This is a genomic window from Bradyrhizobium sp. UFLA05-89 (genome assembly GCF_059803475.1).
In genome coordinates this window covers 37,904-56,028 of record NZ_JBANBA010000005.1, presented here as the reverse complement: position 1 = coordinate 56,028, position 18,125 = coordinate 37,904, and the positions used below count along the sequence as shown (strand labels likewise).

16 protein-coding genes and 1 riboswitch are annotated in these 18,125 nt (G+C 64.0%); of the genes, 7 read left to right on the top strand and 9 right to left on the bottom strand.

Annotated features, from left to right (window positions below):
• The first annotated feature begins 27 nt into the window (after positions 1-27).
• Positions 28-1,044 (top strand): magnesium/cobalt transporter CorA, encoded by a 1,017-nt coding sequence (corA, locus tag SO139_RS04325; RefSeq protein ID WP_449377146.1) that lies wholly within the window; start codon positions 28-30, stop codon positions 1,042-1,044.
• 3 nt (positions 1,045-1,047) lie between these two features.
• Here corA and purS read toward each other — a convergent pair whose 3' ends face one another.
• A complete protein-coding gene (purS, locus tag SO139_RS04320) occupies positions 1,048-1,287 on the bottom strand; it encodes a phosphoribosylformylglycinamidine synthase subunit PurS (RefSeq protein ID WP_449377145.1) in 240 nt (79 codons plus the stop codon).
• 15 nt (positions 1,288-1,302) lie between these two features.
• Entirely contained in the window at positions 1,303-2,070 is a 768-nt protein-coding gene (gene purC, locus SO139_RS04315; protein WP_008974302.1) for a phosphoribosylaminoimidazolesuccinocarboxamide synthase, read from the bottom strand.
• Between the two features lie 315 nt (positions 2,071-2,385).
• Between purC and SO139_RS04310 the strand changes: the two genes are divergently transcribed.
• Positions 2,386-2,709: a DUF1476 domain-containing protein gene (locus tag SO139_RS04310; RefSeq protein WP_449377144.1), complete on the top strand. Its 324-nt coding sequence runs from the start codon at positions 2,386-2,388 to the stop codon at positions 2,707-2,709.
• Positions 2,710-2,726: 17 nt separating this feature from the next.
• Here the strand turns inward: SO139_RS04310 and SO139_RS04305 are convergent, their stop codons facing one another.
• From SO139_RS04305 to SO139_RS04295, 3 genes are all read right to left on the bottom strand, one after another.
• The gene (locus SO139_RS04305) at positions 2,727-3,113 is read right to left on the bottom strand and encodes a hypothetical protein (RefSeq protein WP_498539701.1); all 387 of its coding nucleotides are present in this window, start codon (positions 3,111-3,113) and stop codon (positions 2,727-2,729) included.
• Between the two features lie 115 nt (positions 3,114-3,228).
• On the bottom strand, positions 3,229-3,717 hold the full coding sequence (gene cynS / locus SO139_RS04300; RefSeq protein ID WP_449377142.1) for a cyanase: 489 nt from the start codon (positions 3,715-3,717) through the stop codon (positions 3,229-3,231).
• A gap of 186 nt (positions 3,718-3,903) precedes the next feature.
• Positions 3,904-5,109, bottom strand: a complete 1,206-nt coding sequence (locus tag SO139_RS04295) for a TrmJ/YjtD family RNA methyltransferase (protein ID WP_449377141.1) — start codon at positions 5,107-5,109, stop codon at positions 3,904-3,906.
• Between the two features lie 335 nt (positions 5,110-5,444).
• Here SO139_RS04295 and SO139_RS04290 point away from each other — a divergent pair, with 335 nt between their 5' ends.
• A complete protein-coding gene (locus SO139_RS04290; protein WP_498539700.1) occupies positions 5,445-6,659 on the top strand; it encodes an NADP-dependent isocitrate dehydrogenase in 1,215 nt (404 codons plus the stop codon).
• 131 nt (positions 6,660-6,790) lie between these two features.
• Positions 6,791-7,291, top strand: coding sequence for a DUF3455 domain-containing protein (locus tag SO139_RS04285; protein ID WP_449377139.1), 501 nt, complete (start codon positions 6,791-6,793; stop codon positions 7,289-7,291).
• 4 nt (positions 7,292-7,295) lie between these two features.
• Here SO139_RS04285 and SO139_RS04280 read toward each other — a convergent pair whose 3' ends face one another.
• Together SO139_RS04280 and alaS are read right to left on the bottom strand one after the other, a co-directional pair.
• Positions 7,296-8,522 (bottom strand): cyclic nucleotide-gated ion channel, encoded by a 1,227-nt coding sequence (locus SO139_RS04280; protein WP_449377138.1) that lies wholly within the window; start codon positions 8,520-8,522, stop codon positions 7,296-7,298.
• Between the two features lie 5 nt (positions 8,523-8,527).
• The gene (gene alaS / locus SO139_RS04275) at positions 8,528-11,206 is read right to left on the bottom strand and encodes an alanine--tRNA ligase (protein ID WP_498539699.1); all 2,679 of its coding nucleotides are present in this window, start codon (positions 11,204-11,206) and stop codon (positions 8,528-8,530) included.
• A gap of 208 nt (positions 11,207-11,414) precedes the next feature.
• Positions 11,415-11,503, top strand: a riboswitch (glycine riboswitch).
• Between the two features lie 144 nt (positions 11,504-11,647).
• Here alaS and gcvT point away from each other — a divergent pair.
• From gcvT to gcvP, 3 genes are all read left to right on the top strand, one after another.
• Positions 11,648-12,796: a glycine cleavage system aminomethyltransferase GcvT gene (gcvT, locus tag SO139_RS04270; protein WP_474798563.1), complete on the top strand. Its 1,149-nt coding sequence runs from the start codon at positions 11,648-11,650 to the stop codon at positions 12,794-12,796.
• A 9-nt stretch (positions 12,797-12,805) separates the two neighbouring features.
• Complete coding sequence (gene gcvH / locus SO139_RS04265) at positions 12,806-13,174, top strand: glycine cleavage system protein GcvH (RefSeq protein WP_449377135.1); 369 nt, start codon at positions 12,806-12,808, stop codon at positions 13,172-13,174.
• 172 nt (positions 13,175-13,346) lie between these two features.
• Entirely contained in the window at positions 13,347-16,214 is a 2,868-nt protein-coding gene (gene gcvP, locus SO139_RS04260) for an aminomethyl-transferring glycine dehydrogenase (RefSeq protein ID WP_498539749.1), read from the top strand.
• A 33-nt stretch (positions 16,215-16,247) separates the two neighbouring features.
• On the opposite strand, the gene SO139_RS04255 is transcribed toward gcvP, so the two are convergent.
• Together SO139_RS04255 and recA are read right to left on the bottom strand one after the other, a co-directional pair.
• A complete protein-coding gene (locus tag SO139_RS04255; protein ID WP_449377134.1) occupies positions 16,248-16,676 on the bottom strand; it encodes a hypothetical protein in 429 nt (142 codons plus the stop codon).
• 49 nt (positions 16,677-16,725) lie between these two features.
• Positions 16,726-17,814 (bottom strand): recombinase RecA, encoded by a 1,089-nt coding sequence (recA, locus tag SO139_RS04250; protein WP_027527840.1) that lies wholly within the window; start codon positions 17,812-17,814, stop codon positions 16,726-16,728.
• Between the last annotated feature and the right edge of the window lie 311 nt (positions 17,815-18,125).

The window sequence follows — 18,125 nt, the reverse complement described above, 5'->3', positions numbered from 1 at the left end:
CCAACGATTTTGCCGGGGATTGAAGCCATGAACGTCCCGTCGTCGCCTACATCCCCAGCCGAACCGGTCTCCACCGAGGGCGTCGTTGCTGCCGGCGCCTATGTCGACGGCCGGCGCGTGGCCAACATCGCGATCAGCGAAGCCTCGAGCTGGCGGGCAAAGCCCGGGCACGTCGTCTGGATCGGGTTGCACGAGCCCGACATGGCGCTGCTCGCCGCGGTGCAGAAGCAATTCGATCTGCACGAGCTCGCAATCGAAGATGCCAACAACGCCCATCAGCGGCCGAAGATCGAGCAATATGGCGAAGCCCTGTTCATCGTCGCGCGTACAGCGCAACTGATCGACGGCCGGATAGCCTTCGGCGAGACGCACATCTTCGTTGGCGACGGCTATCTCGTGACGGTACGCCACGGCGCCTCGACGTCCTACACCGCGGTGCGCGCGCGCTGCGAAAGCTGTCCGCGGGCGCTGGCCCGGGGCGAGGACTACATCCTCTATGCCATCCTCGATTTCATCGTCGACAACTACTCCCCCGTGCTCGAAAGCATCCATGAGGAGGTCGAGGAGATCGAGGACCACGTGCTCTCCAACGTGATCACCAAGGCGCAGATCGAGCGGCTCTACATGCTGCGCCGCGATCTGTTGCGGCTGCGCAATGCGATCGGCCCGCTGGTCGAAGTCTGCCGTCGGCTCGAGCATGACGAGCTGTCGATGGTGCGTCAGACCATGCAGCCTCTGTTCCGGGACGTCACCGACCACGTCCGGAATATCCAGGAGCGCATCGATTCCATGCGCGAGGTGCTGGCCTTCGCCTTCGAAGCGAGTCTGCTGGTCGGCCAGGCTCAGGAGACCGTGGTCTCCAAGAGGCTTGCTTCATGGCTCGCGATCATCGCCATCCCAACGGCGGTCGCAGGAATCTACGGCATGAACTTCAAGCACATGCCGGAGTTGGAGTGGGAGTACGGTTATTTTGCCGTACTCGGCCTGATGCTGATTTCGTGCATCGCGCTCTATTGGCGCTTCCGCCGCGTCGGATGGCTGTGAACGCTACACAATCTCGACGCGATAATTCTCGATCACCGTGTTCGCCAAAAGCTTGTCAGCGGCCTCCTTCAGCGCGGCTTCGGCCTTGGCCTTGTCCGCGCTGGCGAGCTCGATGTCGAACACCTTGCCCTGACGGACGCTGGCCACGCCATCGACGCCGAGCGATTTCAGCGCGCCTTCGATGGCTTTGCCCTGCGGATCCAGAATGCCCGTCTTCAGGGTAACGGTGACACGTGCCTTCACGTCGATAATCCCTCTTTAGCTCTTCACCAGCACCGGGCCCGAACCCGCCGGACGCTCGTTCTCCATGAGGATGCCGAGGCGCTTCGCAACTTCGGTATAAGCCTCGAGCAGGCCACCGAGGTCGCGCCGGAAGCGGTCCTTGTCGAGCTTCTCGTTCGACTTGATGTCCCACAGACGGCAGGAGTCCGGTGAGATCTCGTCGGCGACGATGATCCGCATCATCTCGTTCTCGAACAGGCGGCCGCATTCCATCTTGAAGTCGACGAGGCGGATTCCGATACCGAGGAAGAGGCCGGTGAGGAAGTCGTTGACGCGGATGGCGAGCGCCATGATGTCGTCGATCTCCTGCGGCGTCGCCCAGCCGAAGGCGGTGATGTGCTCTTCCGACACCATGGGGTCGTTGAGCTGGTCGTTCTTGTAGTAGAATTCGATGATCGAGCGTGGCAGCTGCGTGCCCTCCTCGATGCCGAGCCGCTGCGAGAGCGAGCCCGCGGCAACGTTCCGCACCACCACCTCGAGTGGCACGATCTCGACCTCGCGGATCAACTGCTCGCGCATGTTGAGACGGCGGATGAAATGGGTCGGCACCCCGATGTCGTTGAGGTGCTGAAACAGGTACTCCGAGATCCGGTTGTTGAGGACGCCCTTGCCCTCGATCACCTGATGCTTCTTCGCATTGAACGCGGTGGCGTCGTCCTTGAAGTGCTGGATCAGGGTCCCGGGCTCGGGGCCTTCGTAAAGAACCTTTGCCTTGCCTTCATAAATACGACGCCGACGGCTCATTGGGATGTACCGTGTTTTGTTAAAATCCATGAATTTGGTGTGCTCCGGTTGACAAGGATTACGACCCACAGCGGAGCTGCCGTGAACGGTCCGGAACCCATAGAAACAGAACAGGAACCAAACCTTAGGCAACCTATCCGATTGGCGGTCCCAGCACAATCGATCCGGCTCTCCCGGCATCAACTTATACCGTCTTGCCTGCGGCTTAACGGCTCATTGGTCTGCCGATTCGTGCCCCTTATCTAGGCATCGGCTGGCGTCACCGCAACGCGGCGTCACGGCCGGATTCAGGTAAGGGAATTGGAACGGAAAAGCATGACCACTTTCGACAAGCGCGAGGAAGGATTTGAGAAGAAATTCGCCCTCGACGAGGAGCAGAGATTCAAGGCCGAGGCCCGCCGCAACCGGATGCTCGGCCTGTGGGCGGCCGAGAAGCTCGGGATTACGGGCGATGCAGCCACGGCCTATGCCAAGGAGGTGGTTGCAGCCGATTTCGAGGAAGCCGGCGACGGTGACGTCCTGCGCAAGGTATTGGGCGATTTCTCAGCCAAAGGCGTCGCCCTCACCGAGCAGGCGATTCGCACCAAGATGAATGAGCTCGCAGCGGTGGCCGCGATTGAGGTGAAGGCGGGGAAATAGGTCCCCGCCTCCGGCAACTATTTCAGCGTGATTTGAAGGCTCATCGAACCACTCACGCTGAAGCCTTCTTGCTGCTGCCCGAACTGTCGGTTGATGTTGCTGTTCACCGTCTCCAGTCGGCAGTCCTTGGCGAGAACCTCGCGGAGGAGATCGCACTCGCGCGCCGCCATTTCATAGACTGTGCGGCGCGCGCGGTCGCGCAGCTTCTGCGCGTCATCGGTATCGCCGCTCGGCCCGGCGACGAAGAAGTTGATCGTGCTCTGCACGCGCACCGAGCCTTCCTGACGTTGGGAGCCACCGGACTGTTCGATGATGACCCGCTGGCCCGGTGACTGGGCAGAAGCGGGAACGATCATAACAAGCAGACCAAGGCCTGCCGAAACAAGGGGCGTACGCAACGTCATGGCGAATTCCTGCAGTTGAAGTGACGAGTTCGTTCTTAACTACCCCCGGTTGCGATAAAGCGAACCTGAGGTGGCAAACATCGACTTGCCGCTTCACCCGGCATTAACCGCCGTATCACCCCTCCTTGAAGCCATACTCCGGCACGTTGCCGCTCGCGCCGTAATATTTGTAAGGCAGGAATTTGCCGCTCATGGTGATCTTGACGCGGTCGCCCTTGGGGTTGGCGACGCGCTCGATCGCCATGTCGAAGTCGATCGCCGACATGATGCCATCGCCGAACTCCTCCTCGATCAGCGCCTTCCACGCCGGGCCGTTGACCATCACCATCTCGTAGAAGCGGTAGATCAAGGGATCGGTCGGCGGCATCGGCGTGCCGGTGCCGCGCATGGGCACCTCGTTGAGCATCGCAGTCTCCGCCTTCGACAGCCCGAACAGCTCGCCGGCGTTCGCCGCCTGCGGCTTGGTGAGCTTCATCTGGCCCATGATCGCGCCGACGATCAACACCTCGGAATAGCCGCCGATCTTCTCGCAGATGTATTTCCAGCTCCAGCCCTTCTCGCGCTTGATGTCGAGCAGTTTTTCGGTGAGGTCGGAACGCTTCATGTCGGGGTCTCCCTTGGCCAATGATTGGGTCGCGTCATTCTGCTCCCTTCCGGGAAGCGGAGACGCAACGTCATTTCGTATCGCGCTGGGTTGCACGAAGCGTGCCAATGGATTGGGCACCGACGCTGTTGGGTGGGCACGCCTCTGCCCTCGCTCTTCGAGCGATGGCCGAGGCTTTGCCAAACCCTACGGATTTTCCGATTTGTCGCGCAGCAGCGCCGCCAAACGCACCAAGTCGGCCTCCAGGTCGCGCTCCACATCCGCAGCCCTGATCTCGATCACCCGATAGTCGCGCTCCTCCAGCCACGCCCGCCGCGCCGCGCGATCGGCAACGATAGTCTCAGTCTCTTTCGGATTGACCAGCTCGATCGCAATGCGGTGCTGAAACGAGACGAAATCCGGGATCTGCCGGCCGACCGGCGTTTGGCGCTTGAACTGGCCGGCGAAGCGGCGGTCTCGGGTCAGGGCCTGCCAGAGCAGGCGCTCGGCATCGGTCGGGTTGCGGCGGAGCAGGCGCGCGAGGCCGCGCACTGTGCTGCCGCTGTCGGGCGCCCCACCCTGGCCGTGTTCGGCCAGCAGCGCGCGCAGCCGCGTTGCCTGCTCGCCGTCGAGCACGCCGCCCTTGGCTGGCCCCTTGCGCCCTTCCGCGATCGCCATCACCACGCCGTGCAGGGTGTGCATGTCCTGCTTGGTCGGCTCCATGCGGGTGAAGATGTTGCGCAAATTGACCAGCATGGTGTCGCGCTTCTCGGCCGGGCGCAGGAATTCGACGCGGTCGAGCTCGCGCACGAGGTTGTCGAAGAAGGCCTGGATCTGGTGTTGCGAGGCGCGCTCCGAGCGCTCCGGCATGCCGTGCGGCAGCGCGCCCTCCGTGGCTCGTTTGAACCATTCGTAGCCGACCAGCAGCACCGCCTGCGCAAGGTTCAGCGAGGCAAAGCCCGGGTTGACCGGGAAGGTGACCACCCGGTTGGCGAGCGCGACCTCCTCGTTGGTCAGCCCCCAGCGCTCGCGGCCAAAGAGGATGCCGGCCCTTCCGCCGGTGGCGATATGGCCGGCGATCTCGGTCGTCGCCGCTTCCGGGCCGACCACCGGCTTGGCCTGGTCATGGGCCCGGGCGGAGGTGGCGAACAACAGGTCGAGATCGGCGACCGCCTGCTCGACGGTATCGAACAGCTCGACCCGCTCCAGGATGTGGTCGGCACCGGCCGCGGCGCGCTGGGCGGCGATGTTGGGCCAGCCATCACGCGGGTTGACGATGCGTAAGCGGCTCAGGGCGAAGTTGCCCATGGCACGGGCTGCCATCCCGATGTTCTCGCCGAGCTGCGGCTCGACCAGGATCACGATGGGACCATCGAGGGCGAGGCCCGTCTTGCTCTTGTCAGTCCCCGACATCTCGTTTTGCTTTCACGCTGGTCCTCAAGGCCTTACGCAGGCGCTCCAAAGAATTGATTCAAGCAGGCCTATCGGGCCGGCTCCGTTACCCCGTCGTTTGCCTGTCCTGACAAAATTCTCAAGGGAAATAACGGGGTTAGAATCGGCTTTTGAATCTTGTCCGAAACTTCAGCTCCGCCCCCGGCCGCGGCGCCGCTGCGGCTCCCCATCTGCGGAAGCTGGATGAGCTAAAAGTGCATAATCCCTTGGCTTTCGCCCGCCGCTTCCCGGTGCTAAGAGGCGGCGGATATTCCCGTGGCGCGCCAAAGCGCCGTTCCCAAGAGGCTTCCCCGATCATGGCAAAAATCAAGGTGTCCAACCCCGTCGTCGAACTCGATGGCGACGAGATGACCCGGATCATCTGGCAGTACATCAAGGACAAGCTGATCAACCCGTTCCTCGATGTGCAGCTCCTCTACTTTGACCTGGGGATGGAGTACCGCGACCAGACCAGCGATCAGGTGACGATCGACGCTGCCGAGGCGATCAAGAAGGTCGGCGTCGGCGTCAAGTGCGCCACCATCACCCCGGACGAAGCCCGGGTGAAGGAGTTCAACCTCAAGCAGATGTGGAAGTCGCCGAACGGCACCATCCGTAACATCCTCGGCGGCGTGATCTTCCGCGAGCCGATCATCTGCAAGAACGTGCCGCGCCTCGTTCCCGGCTGGACCAAGCCGATCATCATCGGCCGCCATGCCTATGGCGACCAGTACCGCGCCACTGACATCAAGTTCCCGGGCAAGGGCACGCTGTCGCTGAAGTTCGTCGGCGAGGACGGCACCGTGATCGAGAAGGAGGTCTTCAAGGCCCCCGGCGCCGGCGTCGCCATGGAGATGTACAATCTCGACGACTCCATCATCGACTTCGCCCGCGCCTCGTTCAACTACGGCCTGATGCGCAACTACCCGGTCTATCTGTCGACCAAGAACACGATTCTGAAGGTCTATGACGGCCGCTTCAAGGACATCTTCCAGGAGGTCTTCGACCGCGAGTTCAAGAAGGAATTCGACGCCAAGGGCCTGACCTACGAGCATCGCCTGATCGACGACATGGTGGCCTCGGCGCTGAAGTGGTCCGGCGGCTATGTCTGGGCCTGTAAGAACTACGACGGCGACGTGCAGTCCGACACGGTCGCGCAGGGCTATGGCTCGCTCGGCCTGATGACCTCGGTCCTGCTCACGCCCGACGGCAAGACGGTCGAAGCCGAAGCCGCCCACGGCACGGTGACCCGCCACTACCGCGAGCACCAGAAGGGCAAGGAGACCTCGACCAACTCGATCGCGTCGATCTTCGCCTGGACCCGTGGCCTCGCCCACCGCGCCAAGCTCGACAACAATCCGGAGCTGGCGAAGTTCGCGACCACGCTCGAGAAGGTCTGCGTCGACACCGTCGAAGACGGCTACATGACCAAGGACCTCGCCCTTCTCGTCGGTGCCGACCAGCGCTGGCTCTCCACCACCGGCTTCCTCGACAAGGTCGCCGAGAACCTCGCGAAGGCGCTGGCGGCGTAAGCCCGCGTCCCACCTCAACCGTCATTGCGAGCGAAGGCGGAAGCAATCCAGACTGTCTCCGCGGAGAGACGCTGGATTGCTTCGTCGCAAGAGCTCCTCGCAATGACGAGACCTTTGTTCGAGGAAGCATCATGCCGACATTCAAGAGTCTTGCCTTTTCTGTCTTCGCGCTGGCCAGCACGTCTGCGTTCGCCGCCGATGCGCTCCCCGACACGATCGCTGCCTCCGGCGAGAGCGTCGTGCTCAGCGTCCACGCCGAGGGCGCGCAGGTCTATGAGTGCAAGACAGGGACCGACGGCAAGCTGGCCTGGGCTTTCCGCGAGCCGATCGCGACGCTGCTGTCCGAGGGCAAGACGATCGGCCGGCACTATGCAGGTCCCAATTGGGAGCACGCCGACGGCAGCGCCGTGGTCGGCAAGGCCATCGGCAACGCACCGGGCGCAACCGCAGGTGATATCCCCTGGCTGAAGCTCGAGGTCGCCTCGCGCCGCGGCAGCGGGGTTCTGACGCCCGTCACCACCGTCCAGCGCATCAACACCCATGGCGGCAAGCTCGAGGGGGCATGCGAGAAGGCCGGCGAGTTCAGAAGCGCGCCCTACTCCGCCGACTACGTCTTCCTGCGCAAGGGCTGATCGCTCAGCGGTCGGTGCCCTCGCGCTCCGCCTGCGCGAGCTCGGTCGCCGCGAGGTCGCCAGCCTCTTCGAGCCGCGCCTTAGCCGTCTTGTGCACATGCGCCGCGAGCGTCGGCATGCGCTCGATCAGGGCGTGGAAATGCTGGGCGTCGAGCACGAGAAGCCGCGTCTTGCGTGTCGCGGTCACCGTGCCGCTGCGCTTGGTCTTGTGCAGCAGCGCGATCTCGCCGAAGAACGTGCCGTCGGCGAGCCGCACATGCTGGTTGGGAAGCTCGATCTCGACCTCACCGGCGGTGATGAAATACATCGACGAGGCGGCGTCGCCGCGCCGGACCAGAATCTCGCCCTGCTCGATCGTGCGGGCGCGAAGCAGCCGCATGATGTCGGCGATCTCCGATGCCGTCAGGGGCGAGAACAGCGGCACGCGCGCGAGCATGCCCCAGGTGACGACGAAGTCGCGCCGTTTCACCTCCTCCGCAAACGCGCTCGATATGATCGCGACCGGCAGCGCGATCATGGCAAAGCCGCTGATGATGGCGAACACGGAGACGAATTTGCCGAGCGCCGTCACGGGCACGACGTCGCCATAGCCGACCGTGCCGAGCGTCACGATCGCCCACCACATCGCCTGAGGGATGGTGCCGAGCTTTTCGGGCTGCACCTCGCGCTCGATGGCGTAGAGCAGTGAGGCGAAGGTGAGCACCACGCCGATCAGGATGACGATGCATCCAATCAGCGCGCGCCGTTCGGCATGGACGGCGGCAAACAGCGAGCGCATCGCCGGCGAATAGCGGATCAACTTGAAGAACGGCAGCACGCCGAGCGCAGCCAGCGTCGCGTGCCGGCCGGTGGCCAGCACGATCGCTGCGGGAAGGAACGCCATGAGATCGATGATGCCGAGCGCGGAGAAGACGTAGGAGAACCGATCGGCAAGCGCCGACCCCTTGCGCTGCGTATGGCCGGCGACCGTCCATAACCGCGCCGCATATTCCAGCGCGAACACGATCACGGAAAGGATGGTGATCGCCGAGAACAGCGGGTCGAATTGCGCGTCCAGTTCCGGCACCGAGGCAAGCGTCATTGCCACGACGTCGAGCACGATGACGGCAATGATCACCTGGATGAAACGCGACCCGGCGGAATAGGCCAGCGGATCGTGCTCCAGGAGTTCGTAGAGGCGATCCCTCAAATTGGGATCGCGAAGCCCACGTCCTCGCGGAACGAGGCGCACGGTGTTTACGCGCCGACCATGGCTTTTTCGATCGCCGAGAGCGCCGCCGCCGCATTGGCGCCGTCGGGCCCGCCAGCCTGCGCCATGTCAGGCCGGCCGCCGCCCCCCTTGCCGCCGAGCGCTTCGGAGGCGACGCGCACCAGATTGACGGCGTTGAAACGCGAAGTCAGGTCGGCGGTGACGCCAACCACGACGCCGGCCTTGCCGTCCTCGGTGACGCCGACGATCGCGACCACGCCGGAGCCGATCTGCTTCTTGCCGTCGTCGGCAAGGCTCTTGAGATCCTTCATCTCGATGCCTTCGACCGCACGCGCCATCAACTTGACGTCGCCGACCTCGCGTACGCCCGCGGCAGCGCCGTTGCCGGACGATGCACCGCCGCCCATCGCAAGCTTCTTGCGGGCGTCGGACAATTCGCGCTCGAGCTTCTTGCGCTCGTCTATCAGCGCGGTGATGCGCGCCGGCACGTCCTCGAGCGAGGTGCGCAGCTCGGCGGCCGCGGTCTTCGCCAGCGCCATGGTGTCGTTGGCATGCTTGCGCGCATGGCGTCCGGTCAGCGCCTCGATGCGGCGGACGCCGGAGGCGACGGCGCTTTCGCTCGTCAGCGTGATCAGGCCGATATCGCCGGTGCGCTTGACATGGGTGCCGCCGCAAAGCTCGACCGACCAGCCGAGTGCGTTGGCGCCATGCTCGCGCGCGGTCTTGCCCATCGAGACGACGCGGACCTCGTCGCCATATTTCTCGCCGAACAGCGCACGCGCACCGGCTTCGCGGGCCTCGTCCACGCCCATGACGCGGGTGGTGACCTCGTCATTCTCCAGCACCACGTCGTTGGCAATGTCCTCGACGCGAGCGAGCTCCTCCGGCGTGATCGGCTTCGGATGCACGAAGTCGAAGCGCAGACGATCGGGCGCGACCAGCGAGCCGCGCTGGGCGATGTGATCGCCGAGCACCTGGCGCAGTGCTTCGTGGATCAGATGCGTCGCGGAGTGATGGGCGCGGATCGAAGAACGGCGCCCGTGATCCACCTCGAGCTGGAGCGCAGTGCCGACCTTCAGCTCGCCGCTCTCCACCGCGCCGACGTGCACGAAGAAATCGCCGAGCTTCTTCTGCGTGTCGGTAACACGGAACTTGAGGCCGCCCTCACCGCTCAGTACGCCGGTGTCGCCGACCTGGCCGCCGGACTCCGCATAGAACGGCGTCTGGTTCAGCACCAGCGCGCCGGTCTCACCAGCCTTGAGGCTGGCAACTTCCTGGCCGTCCTTCACCAATGCAGAAACAACGCCTTCGGCGCTCTCGGTCTCGTAGCCGAGGAATTCGGTGGCCCCGAGCTTTTCGCGCAGCGGGAACCAGATCGCTTCGGAAGCCGCCTCGCCCGAGCCCTTCCAGGACTCGCGCGCCTTGGCCTTCTGCCGCTCCATCGCGTCGGTGAACGCAGCCTGATCGACGCCGATGCCGCGCGACTTGAGCGCGTCCTGCGTAAGATCCAGCGGGAAGCCGTAGGTGTCGTAGAGCGTGAAGGCGACGTCGCCGTCGAACATGTCGCCCTTCTTCAAGGACGCGCTCTTCTCATCGAGAATGGCAAGGCCGCGGACCAGCGTCTTGCGGAAGCGGGTCTCTTCCAGCCGCAGCGTTTCCTCGATCAGCTTTTCGGCGCGCACCAGCTCCGGATAGGCCTGGCCCATCTCACGGACCAGCGCCCAGACGAGGCGATGCATCAGTGGCTCCTTCGCGCCCAGGAGCTGCGCATGGCGCATCGCGCGGCGCATGATCCGGCGCAGCACGTAGCCGCGGCCCTCGTTCGAGGGCAGCACGCCGTCGGAGACGAGGAAGGCCGAGGAGCGCAAATGATCGGCGATCACCCGGAACGAGGCAACGGTCTGCTCATTCGGTCCGCTGCCGAGCGCGGACGCGGTCGCATCGATCAGCTGACGGAAGAGATCGGTCTCAAAAACGCTGTCGACGCCCTGCAGGATGCAGGCCATGCGCTCCAGCCCCATGCCGGTGTCGATCGAGGGGCGCGGCAATGGCTGGCGCTCCTCCTTCGTCACCTGCTCGAACTGCATGAACACGAGATTCCAGAATTCGAGGAAGCGATCGCCATCCTCCTCCGGGCTGCCCGGAGGTCCGCCCCAGATGTGCTCGCCGCGATCGATGAAGATCTCCGAGCACGGGCCGCACGGGCCGGTATCGCCCATCGCCCAGAAATTGTCCGAGGTCGGGATGCGGATGATGCGATCGTCGGAGAAGCCCGCGATCTTCTTCCAGAGACCGGCCGCCTCGTCGTCGGTGTGATAGACGGTGACGAGCAGCTTGTCCTTCTTCAGGCCGAAATCCTTGGTGATCAGATTCCAGGCGAGCTCGATCGCACGCTCCTTGAAGTAGTCGCCGAAGGAGAAGTTGCCGAGCATCTCGAAGAAGGTGAGATGGCGCGCGGTGTAGCCGACATTGTCGAGGTCGTTGTGCTTGCCGCCGGCGCGCACGCATTTCTGCGAGGTGGTGGCGCGCTGGTAGGGGCGCTTCTCGACGCCGGTGAAGACGTTCTTGAACTGCACCATGCCGGCATTGGTGAACATCAGCGTCGGGTCGTTGCGCGGCACCAATTGCGAGGACGGCACGATCTCGTGGCCGTTCTTGGCAAAGAAGTTCAGAAAGGTCGACCTGATCTCGTTGACGCCGCTCATGTTCATCCAATCGGGTGTGGTCCCGCCCAAACCTGAAATTAAGGCTGATATCTGCGGGCGATAGCGCTTTTAGACAAGGTGAGCTGCCCTGTCCAGAAACTGTGCAGAGAGATCAGAGGGTTGCCGCAGGCGCGCAATCCTCGTTGATAGCTGTTGCAGGCGCGTTGACAGGCTTGGCTGGCCCGTGTTCTGTACCTACCTGTATCGTACGGCCACGTCGGGAGAGACCGGCTTTGGTGCCGGCGCCGAAGGAGCAACCGCCCCGGAAACTCTCAGGCAAAAGGACCGCGTGGCTTTGACAGCATCTGGAAAGAGGCGCCGACGGGCATTGAAGCCCGGGTGGCACCCGCCGACGGGATAATACTCTCAGGCACAGCGACAGATGGGGCTTCGACTGGTTTCCGCGGGGAATCCTCCCCGGGAACCGCGAGGGCCCCTGTGATGCTTGCACGCGACGACCAAAACTCCCTCAGACGTACCCCCCTTTACGCCTTGCATGTGTCCCTTGACGGCAAGATGGTGCCATTCGCGGGCTATGAAATGCCCGTGCAGTACCCCGCTGGCGTCCTGAAAGAGCACCTGCATACCCGCGGCTCCGCCGGCCTGTTCGACGTGTCCCATATGGGCCAGATCGCGCTCCGGCCGAAGTCCGGCAAGGTCGAGGATGCTGCCCGTGCGCTGGAACGGCTGGTGCCCCAGGACATCATGGCGCTTGCGCCGGGGCGACAGCGCTATGCCCAGTTCACCAATCCGGACGGCGGCATCCTCGATGATCTGATGGTCGCCAATTTCGGCGATCACCTGTTCCTGGTCGTCAATGCCGCCTGCAAGGCCGACGACGAGGCGCATCTTCGCGCGCACCTCTCCGACGACTGCATCATCGAGTCGCTGAACGACCGCGCGCTGATCGCGCTCCAGGGCCCGAAGGCCGAAGCCGTGCTGGCGAAACTTTGTGCGGAGGCGCCTTCCATGAAATTCATGGACGCGGGCCCGCGCAAGGTCGATGGCATCGGGTGTTTCGTGTCGCGTTCGGGCTATACCGGCGAGGACGGGTTCGAAATCTCGGTTCCAGCAGGCGATGCCGAACGCCTGGCAAAGGCGCTGCTCGCAAATTCCGACGTACTGCCGATTGGCCTCGGCGCCCGTGACAGCCTGCGGCTCGAGGCCGGGCTTTGCCTTTACGGCCACGACATCGACACCACGACCACGCCGGTCGAGGCCGCGCTGGAATGGTCGGTGCAGAAGAGTCGCCGCGCGGGCGGCGCCCGCGCCGGCGGTTTTCCGGGCGCAGAGAAGATCCTCGCCCATTTCGATCAGGGCGCGCCGCGGCGCCGCGTCGGGTTGCGCGCTGAAGGCCGCGCACCGGTGCGCGAGGGCGCGCTGTTGTTTGCGGACGCGACGTCGGCCGAAGCGATCGGCACGGTCACCTCCGGCGGTTTTGGCCCGAGCCTGAATGCACCGGTGGCGATGGGCTATGTGCCCACCGCGAAGAGCGCGCTCGGCGCAAAGCTCTTTGCCGAAGTGCGCGGCCAGCGCCTGCCGCTCACCGTCTCCGCCATGCCATTCATGAAAAACACCTACAAACGCTGAGGACCGAGAATGACCACGACGCTGTACACCTCCGACCATGAATGGCTTGATATCGATGGCGATGTCGCAACCGTCGGCATCACCGATTACGCCCAGCAGCAGCTCGGCGACGTCGTGTTCGTCGAGCTGCCCAAGGTCGGCCGCGCGCTGAAGAAGACGGAAGCTGCGGCCGTGGTCGAGTCCGTGAAGGCCGCGTCCGACGTCTATGCGCCGATCTCGGGCGAAGTGCTCGAGGTCAACCAGGCGATCGTCGATGAGCCGGCGCTGGTCAATTCGGACGCTGCAGGCAAGGCCTGGTTCTTCAAGATCAAGATTGCCGACAAGAGCGAGCTCGGCGGCCTCATGGACGAGGCCGCCTACAAGGCGCACACGGCGTGAGATGAAGCGAGTAGTCACCCCATACTTCGTGTCATCGTCCGCCTTGTGCGCACTGCGCACTGGGGCGGACGATCCAGTACGCCGCGGCCTATCAGCTCTAGCTCGAACGGTTGCGTTTACTGGATGCCCCGCCTTCGCGGGGCATGACAGCAACTCCTAGCGAGGACCCATGATGACCGCGCACCGCAAATCCGACGGCGACACCACCGCCTCTTTCGTTCGCCGCCATATCGGCCCCTCCGCGCGCGATGTCGCGGCGATGCTGGACACCGTCGGCGCGAAAAGCGTGGACACCCTGATGGCGGAGACGCTGCCGGCCTCGATCCGACAGGCAGCTCCCCTCGATCTCGGCAAGCCCTTGAGCGAGACGGAAGCGATCGCGCATATGGGCGAGCTCGCAGCCCAGAACCAGGTCTTCACCTCGCTGATCGGCCACGGCTATTCCGGCACCATTTTGCCGGCGGTGATCCAGCGAAACATCCTCGAAAACCCCGCCTGGTACACGGCCTACACGCCCTATCAGCCCGAGATCAGCCAGGGCCGGCTGGAAGCGCTGTTCAACTTCCAGACCATGATCTGCGACCTCACCGGGCTCGATGTTGCCAACGCCTCGCTGCTCGATGAGGCGACGGCTGCGGCCGAGGCCATGGCGCTCGCGGAGCGGCACACGCAGGTGAAGGCGCAAGCCTTCTTCGTCGACAAGGACGTGCATCCGCAGACGCTCGCGGTGATGCGCACCCGCGCCGAACCCCTGGGCTGGAACCTGATCGTCGGCGATCCCCTCACGGATCTCGACAAGGCGAACGTGCTCGGTGCGCTGCTGCAATATCCGGGCAGCTCGGGCGCGGTGCGCGACCTGCGGTCGGCCATTGCGGCGCTGCGCGCGAAGGGCGCGCTTGCGGTCGTTGCCGCCGATCTGCTGGCGCTGACGCTGCTCGCTTCGCCCGGCGAACTCGGTGCCGACATTGCGATCGGCTCGGCGCAGCGCTTCGGCGTGCCGATGGGATATGGCGGACCGCACGCAGCCTACATGGCGGTGCGCGATGCGCTGAAGCGCTCGCTGCCCGGCCGCATCGTCGGCCTCTCCGTGGACTCGCGCGGCGCGCCCGCCTATCGCCTTGCGCTCCAGACCCGCGAGCAGCATATCCGCCGTGAGAAGGCGACCTCCAACATCTGCACCGCGCAGGTGCTGCTCGCCGTGATCGCCTCGATGTACGCCGTTTACCACGGCCCCGAAGGCCTCTCGCAGATCGCTCGCACTGTCCATCGCCGCACCGCCGTGCTGGCCGCGGGCCTGCGCAAGCTCGGCTTTGCGCCACGCTCCGAAAACTTCTTCGATACGGTCAGCGTAGACGTCGACGCGAAGCGCGACGAGATCGTCGCGCGCGCGACGGCCGAGAATATCAATCTCGGCCTCGGTGATGGTGCCTTGCGCATCGCGCTCGACGAGACCACGACGCCGGCGACCGTTGAGGCGGTCTGGCGTGCGTTCGGCAGCAAGCTTTCTTATGCCGAGATCGACGCGACCACGCGCGAGGTGCTGCCTGACGCATTGAAGCGGACGACGCCCTTCCTCACCCATCCGGTGTTCCATGCGCACCGCTCGGAAACCGAGATGCTGCGCTACATGCGCAAGCTCAGTGACCGCGACCTCGCGCTCGACCGCGCGATGATCCCGCTGGGGTCCTGCACCATGAAGCTGAATGCGACCACCGAGATGACGCCGCTGACCTGGCCGGAGTTCGGCAGCCTGCATCCCTTCGCGCCGCGTGAGCAGGCGGCAGGCTATCACGCGCTGTTCGCGCGGCTGGAAAAATGGCTGTGCGACATCACCGGCTATGACGCGATCTCGCTGCAGCCGAATTCCGGCGCGCAGGGCGAGTATGCCGGGCTTTTGGCCATCCGTGGGTATCATGCCGCGCGCGGCGACGCCCATCGTAAAGTGTGCCTGATCCCCTCCTCCGCCCACGGCACCAATCCGGCCTCGGCCGCGATGGTCGGCATGGAGGTGGTGGTCGTCGCCTGCGAGAAGAACGGCGACGTCGACGTCAACGATCTCCGCGCCAAGGCCGAGAAGCATTCGGACGACCTGGCCGCCATGATGATCACCTATCCCTCGACCCATGGCGTGTTCGAGGAGCATATCCGCGAGATCTGCGACATCGTGCATGGCCATGGCGGCCAGGTCTATCTCGATGGCGCCAACCTCAACGCGCAGGTCGGCCTGTCGCGGCCCGGCGACTACGGCGCCGACGTCAGCCATCTCAATTTGCACAAGACCTTCTGCATCCCGCATGGCGGCGGCGGCCCGGGCATGGGCCCGATCGGCGTGAAGGCGCACCTTGCGCCGTTCCTCCCCGGCCATCCCGCGACCAGCCCGGATACAACGGTAGGCCCGGTCTCCGCTGCGCCGTTCGGCTCGGCCTCGATCCTGACCATCTCCTACATCTACATCCTGATGATGGGCGGCGAAGGCTTGAAGCGCGCGACCGAGATCGCGATCCTCAATGCCAACTATGTCGCGGCGCGTTTGGACGCGCATTTCCCGGTGCTCTACAAGAACGCGAAAGGCCGCGTCGCGCACGAATGCATCATCGACCCGCGACCGCTGAAGACGACCAGCGGCGTCACCGTCGACGACATCGCCAAGCGGCTGATCGACTACGGCTTCCACGCCCCGACCATGAGCTTCCCAGTCCCGGGCACGCTGATGATCGAGCCGACCGAGTCGGAATCGAAGGCCGAGCTCGATCGTTTCTGCGACGCGATGATCGCGATCCGGAAAGAAATCGCCGAGGTCGAGGCCGGCCGCTTCAAGATCGAAGCGTCGCCACTGCGCCATGCGCCGCACACCGTGCACGACATCGCCGATGACAACTGGACCCGCGCCTACACCCGCAGTGAGGGCTGCTTCCCCGACGGAGTCTCGCGCACCGACAAATACTGGTGCCCGGTGGGCCGCGTCGACAACGTCTATGGCGATCGCAACCTCGTGTGCTCCTGCCCGCCGGTGAGCGATTACGCGCAAGCGGCGGAGTGAGGGATTCGTAGGATGGGCTTTGTCCAACCCATCCTAGCCGTCGGGCCAACGCATCAGACTTGCCGATCGCGCCAGAAGGCTCTGACAATGAGCGGTCGCAATTGTGAGCGCCCAAGCCTGGGATTCATCGATTCTGCCCTGCAGATCAGCGAGCGCGCGTACCTGCCAGTGCGCCCTTTCGCGTCCGAGCGGCAAAGATTCGGTCTCGGAAGCAATTCCGACAAAGGGTAAAATATCAGGATCGTCTTCGAGGCGAGCCTTGAAGCGACGCCTCGCAATCGTCCTGGCTCCTTCCACCGGGAACACGCTTCCGGAAAGTATACCTTTCGCCGTCTCAATGATGATTTGGCGAGCAGCAATGACCTCGGACTGATTCCAACTCACGGCGATCCCGGTCTCGACAACTGATCCGGTATCCCTTCTATCACGCAAAAACGAAACGGGCACTGATGACGTCGGCAACTCAACGTCCTCAGCGCCCGCTCCTCGCAAAACTCTATTCGGCTAAGTCCTACTCCTCCGTCGGCTCCTCGCCGTCGGCGTCGCGCTCGGGATTGCCGGCCAAAATCTGCTCGGCGATCAGGCCGGAGTTCTGGCGGATCGCGGTTTCGATCTTGGCGGTGACATCGGGGTTGGCCTTCAAGAACGCCTTGGAGTTCTCGCGGCCCTGGCCGAGGCGCTGGCTGTCATAGGAGAACCAGGCACCGGACTTCTCGACGATGCCGGCCTTGACGCCGAGATCGAGGATCTCGCCCATCTTCGACACGCCCTCGCCGTACATGATGTCGAACTCGACCTGCTTGAAGGGCGGCGCCAGCTTGTTCTTCACCACCTTCACGCGCGTGGTGTTGCCGACGACCTCGTCACGCTCCTTGATCGCGCCGATGCGGCGGATGTCGAGACGGACCGAGGCGTAGAACTTCAGCGCGTTGCCGCCGGTCGTGGTTTCCGGCGAGCCGTACATCACACCGATCTTCATGCGGATCTGGTTGATGAAGATCACCATGGTGTTGGACTTGTTGATGGAGGCCGTCAGCTTGCGCAGCGCCTGGCTCATCAACCGCGCCTGGAGACCGGGCAACGATTCCCCCATCTCGCCTTCGAGCTCGGCCTTCGGCACGAGCGCCGCGACCGAGTCGATCACCATCACGTCCACCGCGCCCGAACGCACCAGCGTGTCGCAGATTTCCAGCGCCTGCTCGCCGGTGTCCGGCTGCGAGATCAGGAGATCGTCGATGTTGACCCCAAGCTTGCGCGCATAGACCGGATCGAGCGCGTGCTCGGCGTCGATGAAGGCGCAGATGCCGCCCTTCTTCTGCGCTTCCGCCACCGTGTGCAGCGCCAGCGTGGTCTTGCCCGAGGATTCCGGCCCGTAGATCTCGACGATGCGCCCCTTGGGCAGGCCGCCGATGCCGAGCGCGATATCGAGCCCGAGCGAGCCGGAAGACACCGCCTCGATGTCCATCGAACGGTCGCTCTTGCCGAGCTTCATCACCGAACCCTTGCCGAACTGGCGCTCGATCTGAGAGAGCGCGGCAGCCAGGGCTTTACTCTTGTCCATGGAAGATCCTTCGACGATACGTAGGGCAGTGGCGGACATCTGGTCGTGCTCCTTATGGCGGGGATTCGCGAGAGGGACAAACGGTTGGCGAAGCGGGCCGGCGATAAAATTACCGTACACTGTTTGTTCCATGTTCGCAATATGTTCTTTTTGAGCTTCAGGTGCTGTCCGTACTTAACCCCCGGTGTCCCAAGTTGAATTTGTGAATGTCAGAATTTGTTCGCAGACTGCCTCAAGGCGTTCATGCCTCGAAACGCCTAGTCTGAATGGGGTAGGCCAATTCGTATAGGGAGCAATTGGTTGCAGTCCATCGGATTGAGGCCGCCAGTCCGCTGGCACGGGCGACGCGG

Excerpts from the sequence above, each read along its gene's own strand:
- corA (WP_449377146.1), top strand. The coding sequence starts at position 28 with ATGAACGTCCCGTCGTCGCCTACATCCCCAGCCGAACCGGTCTCCACC.
- purC (WP_008974302.1), bottom strand. The coding sequence starts at position 2,070 with ATGAGCCGTCGGCGTCGTATTTATGAAGGCAAGGCAAAGGTTCTTTAC.
- SO139_RS04310 (WP_449377144.1), top strand. The coding sequence starts at position 2,386 with ATGACCACTTTCGACAAGCGCGAGGAAGGATTTGAGAAGAAATTCGCC.
- SO139_RS04305 (WP_498539701.1), bottom strand. The coding sequence starts at position 3,113 with ATGACGTTGCGTACGCCCCTTGTTTCGGCAGGCCTTGGTCTGCTTGTT.
- cynS (WP_449377142.1), bottom strand. The coding sequence starts at position 3,717 with ATGAAGCGTTCCGACCTCACCGAAAAACTGCTCGACATCAAGCGCGAG.
- SO139_RS04295 (WP_449377141.1), bottom strand. The coding sequence starts at position 5,109 with ATGTCGGGGACTGACAAGAGCAAGACGGGCCTCGCCCTCGATGGTCCC.
- SO139_RS04290 (WP_498539700.1), top strand. The coding sequence starts at position 5,445 with ATGGCAAAAATCAAGGTGTCCAACCCCGTCGTCGAACTCGATGGCGAC.
- SO139_RS04285 (WP_449377139.1), top strand. The coding sequence starts at position 6,791 with ATGCCGACATTCAAGAGTCTTGCCTTTTCTGTCTTCGCGCTGGCCAGC.
- alaS (WP_498539699.1), bottom strand. The coding sequence starts at position 11,206 with ATGAGCGGCGTCAACGAGATCAGGTCGACCTTTCTGAACTTCTTTGCC.
- gcvT (WP_474798563.1), top strand. The coding sequence starts at position 11,648 with ATGCTTGCACGCGACGACCAAAACTCCCTCAGACGTACCCCCCTTTAC.
- gcvH (WP_449377135.1), top strand. The coding sequence starts at position 12,806 with ATGACCACGACGCTGTACACCTCCGACCATGAATGGCTTGATATCGAT.
- gcvP (WP_498539749.1), top strand. The coding sequence starts at position 13,347 with ATGACCGCGCACCGCAAATCCGACGGCGACACCACCGCCTCTTTCGTT.
- recA (WP_027527840.1), bottom strand. The coding sequence starts at position 17,814 with ATGTCCGCCACTGCCCTACGTATCGTCGAAGGATCTTCCATGGACAAG.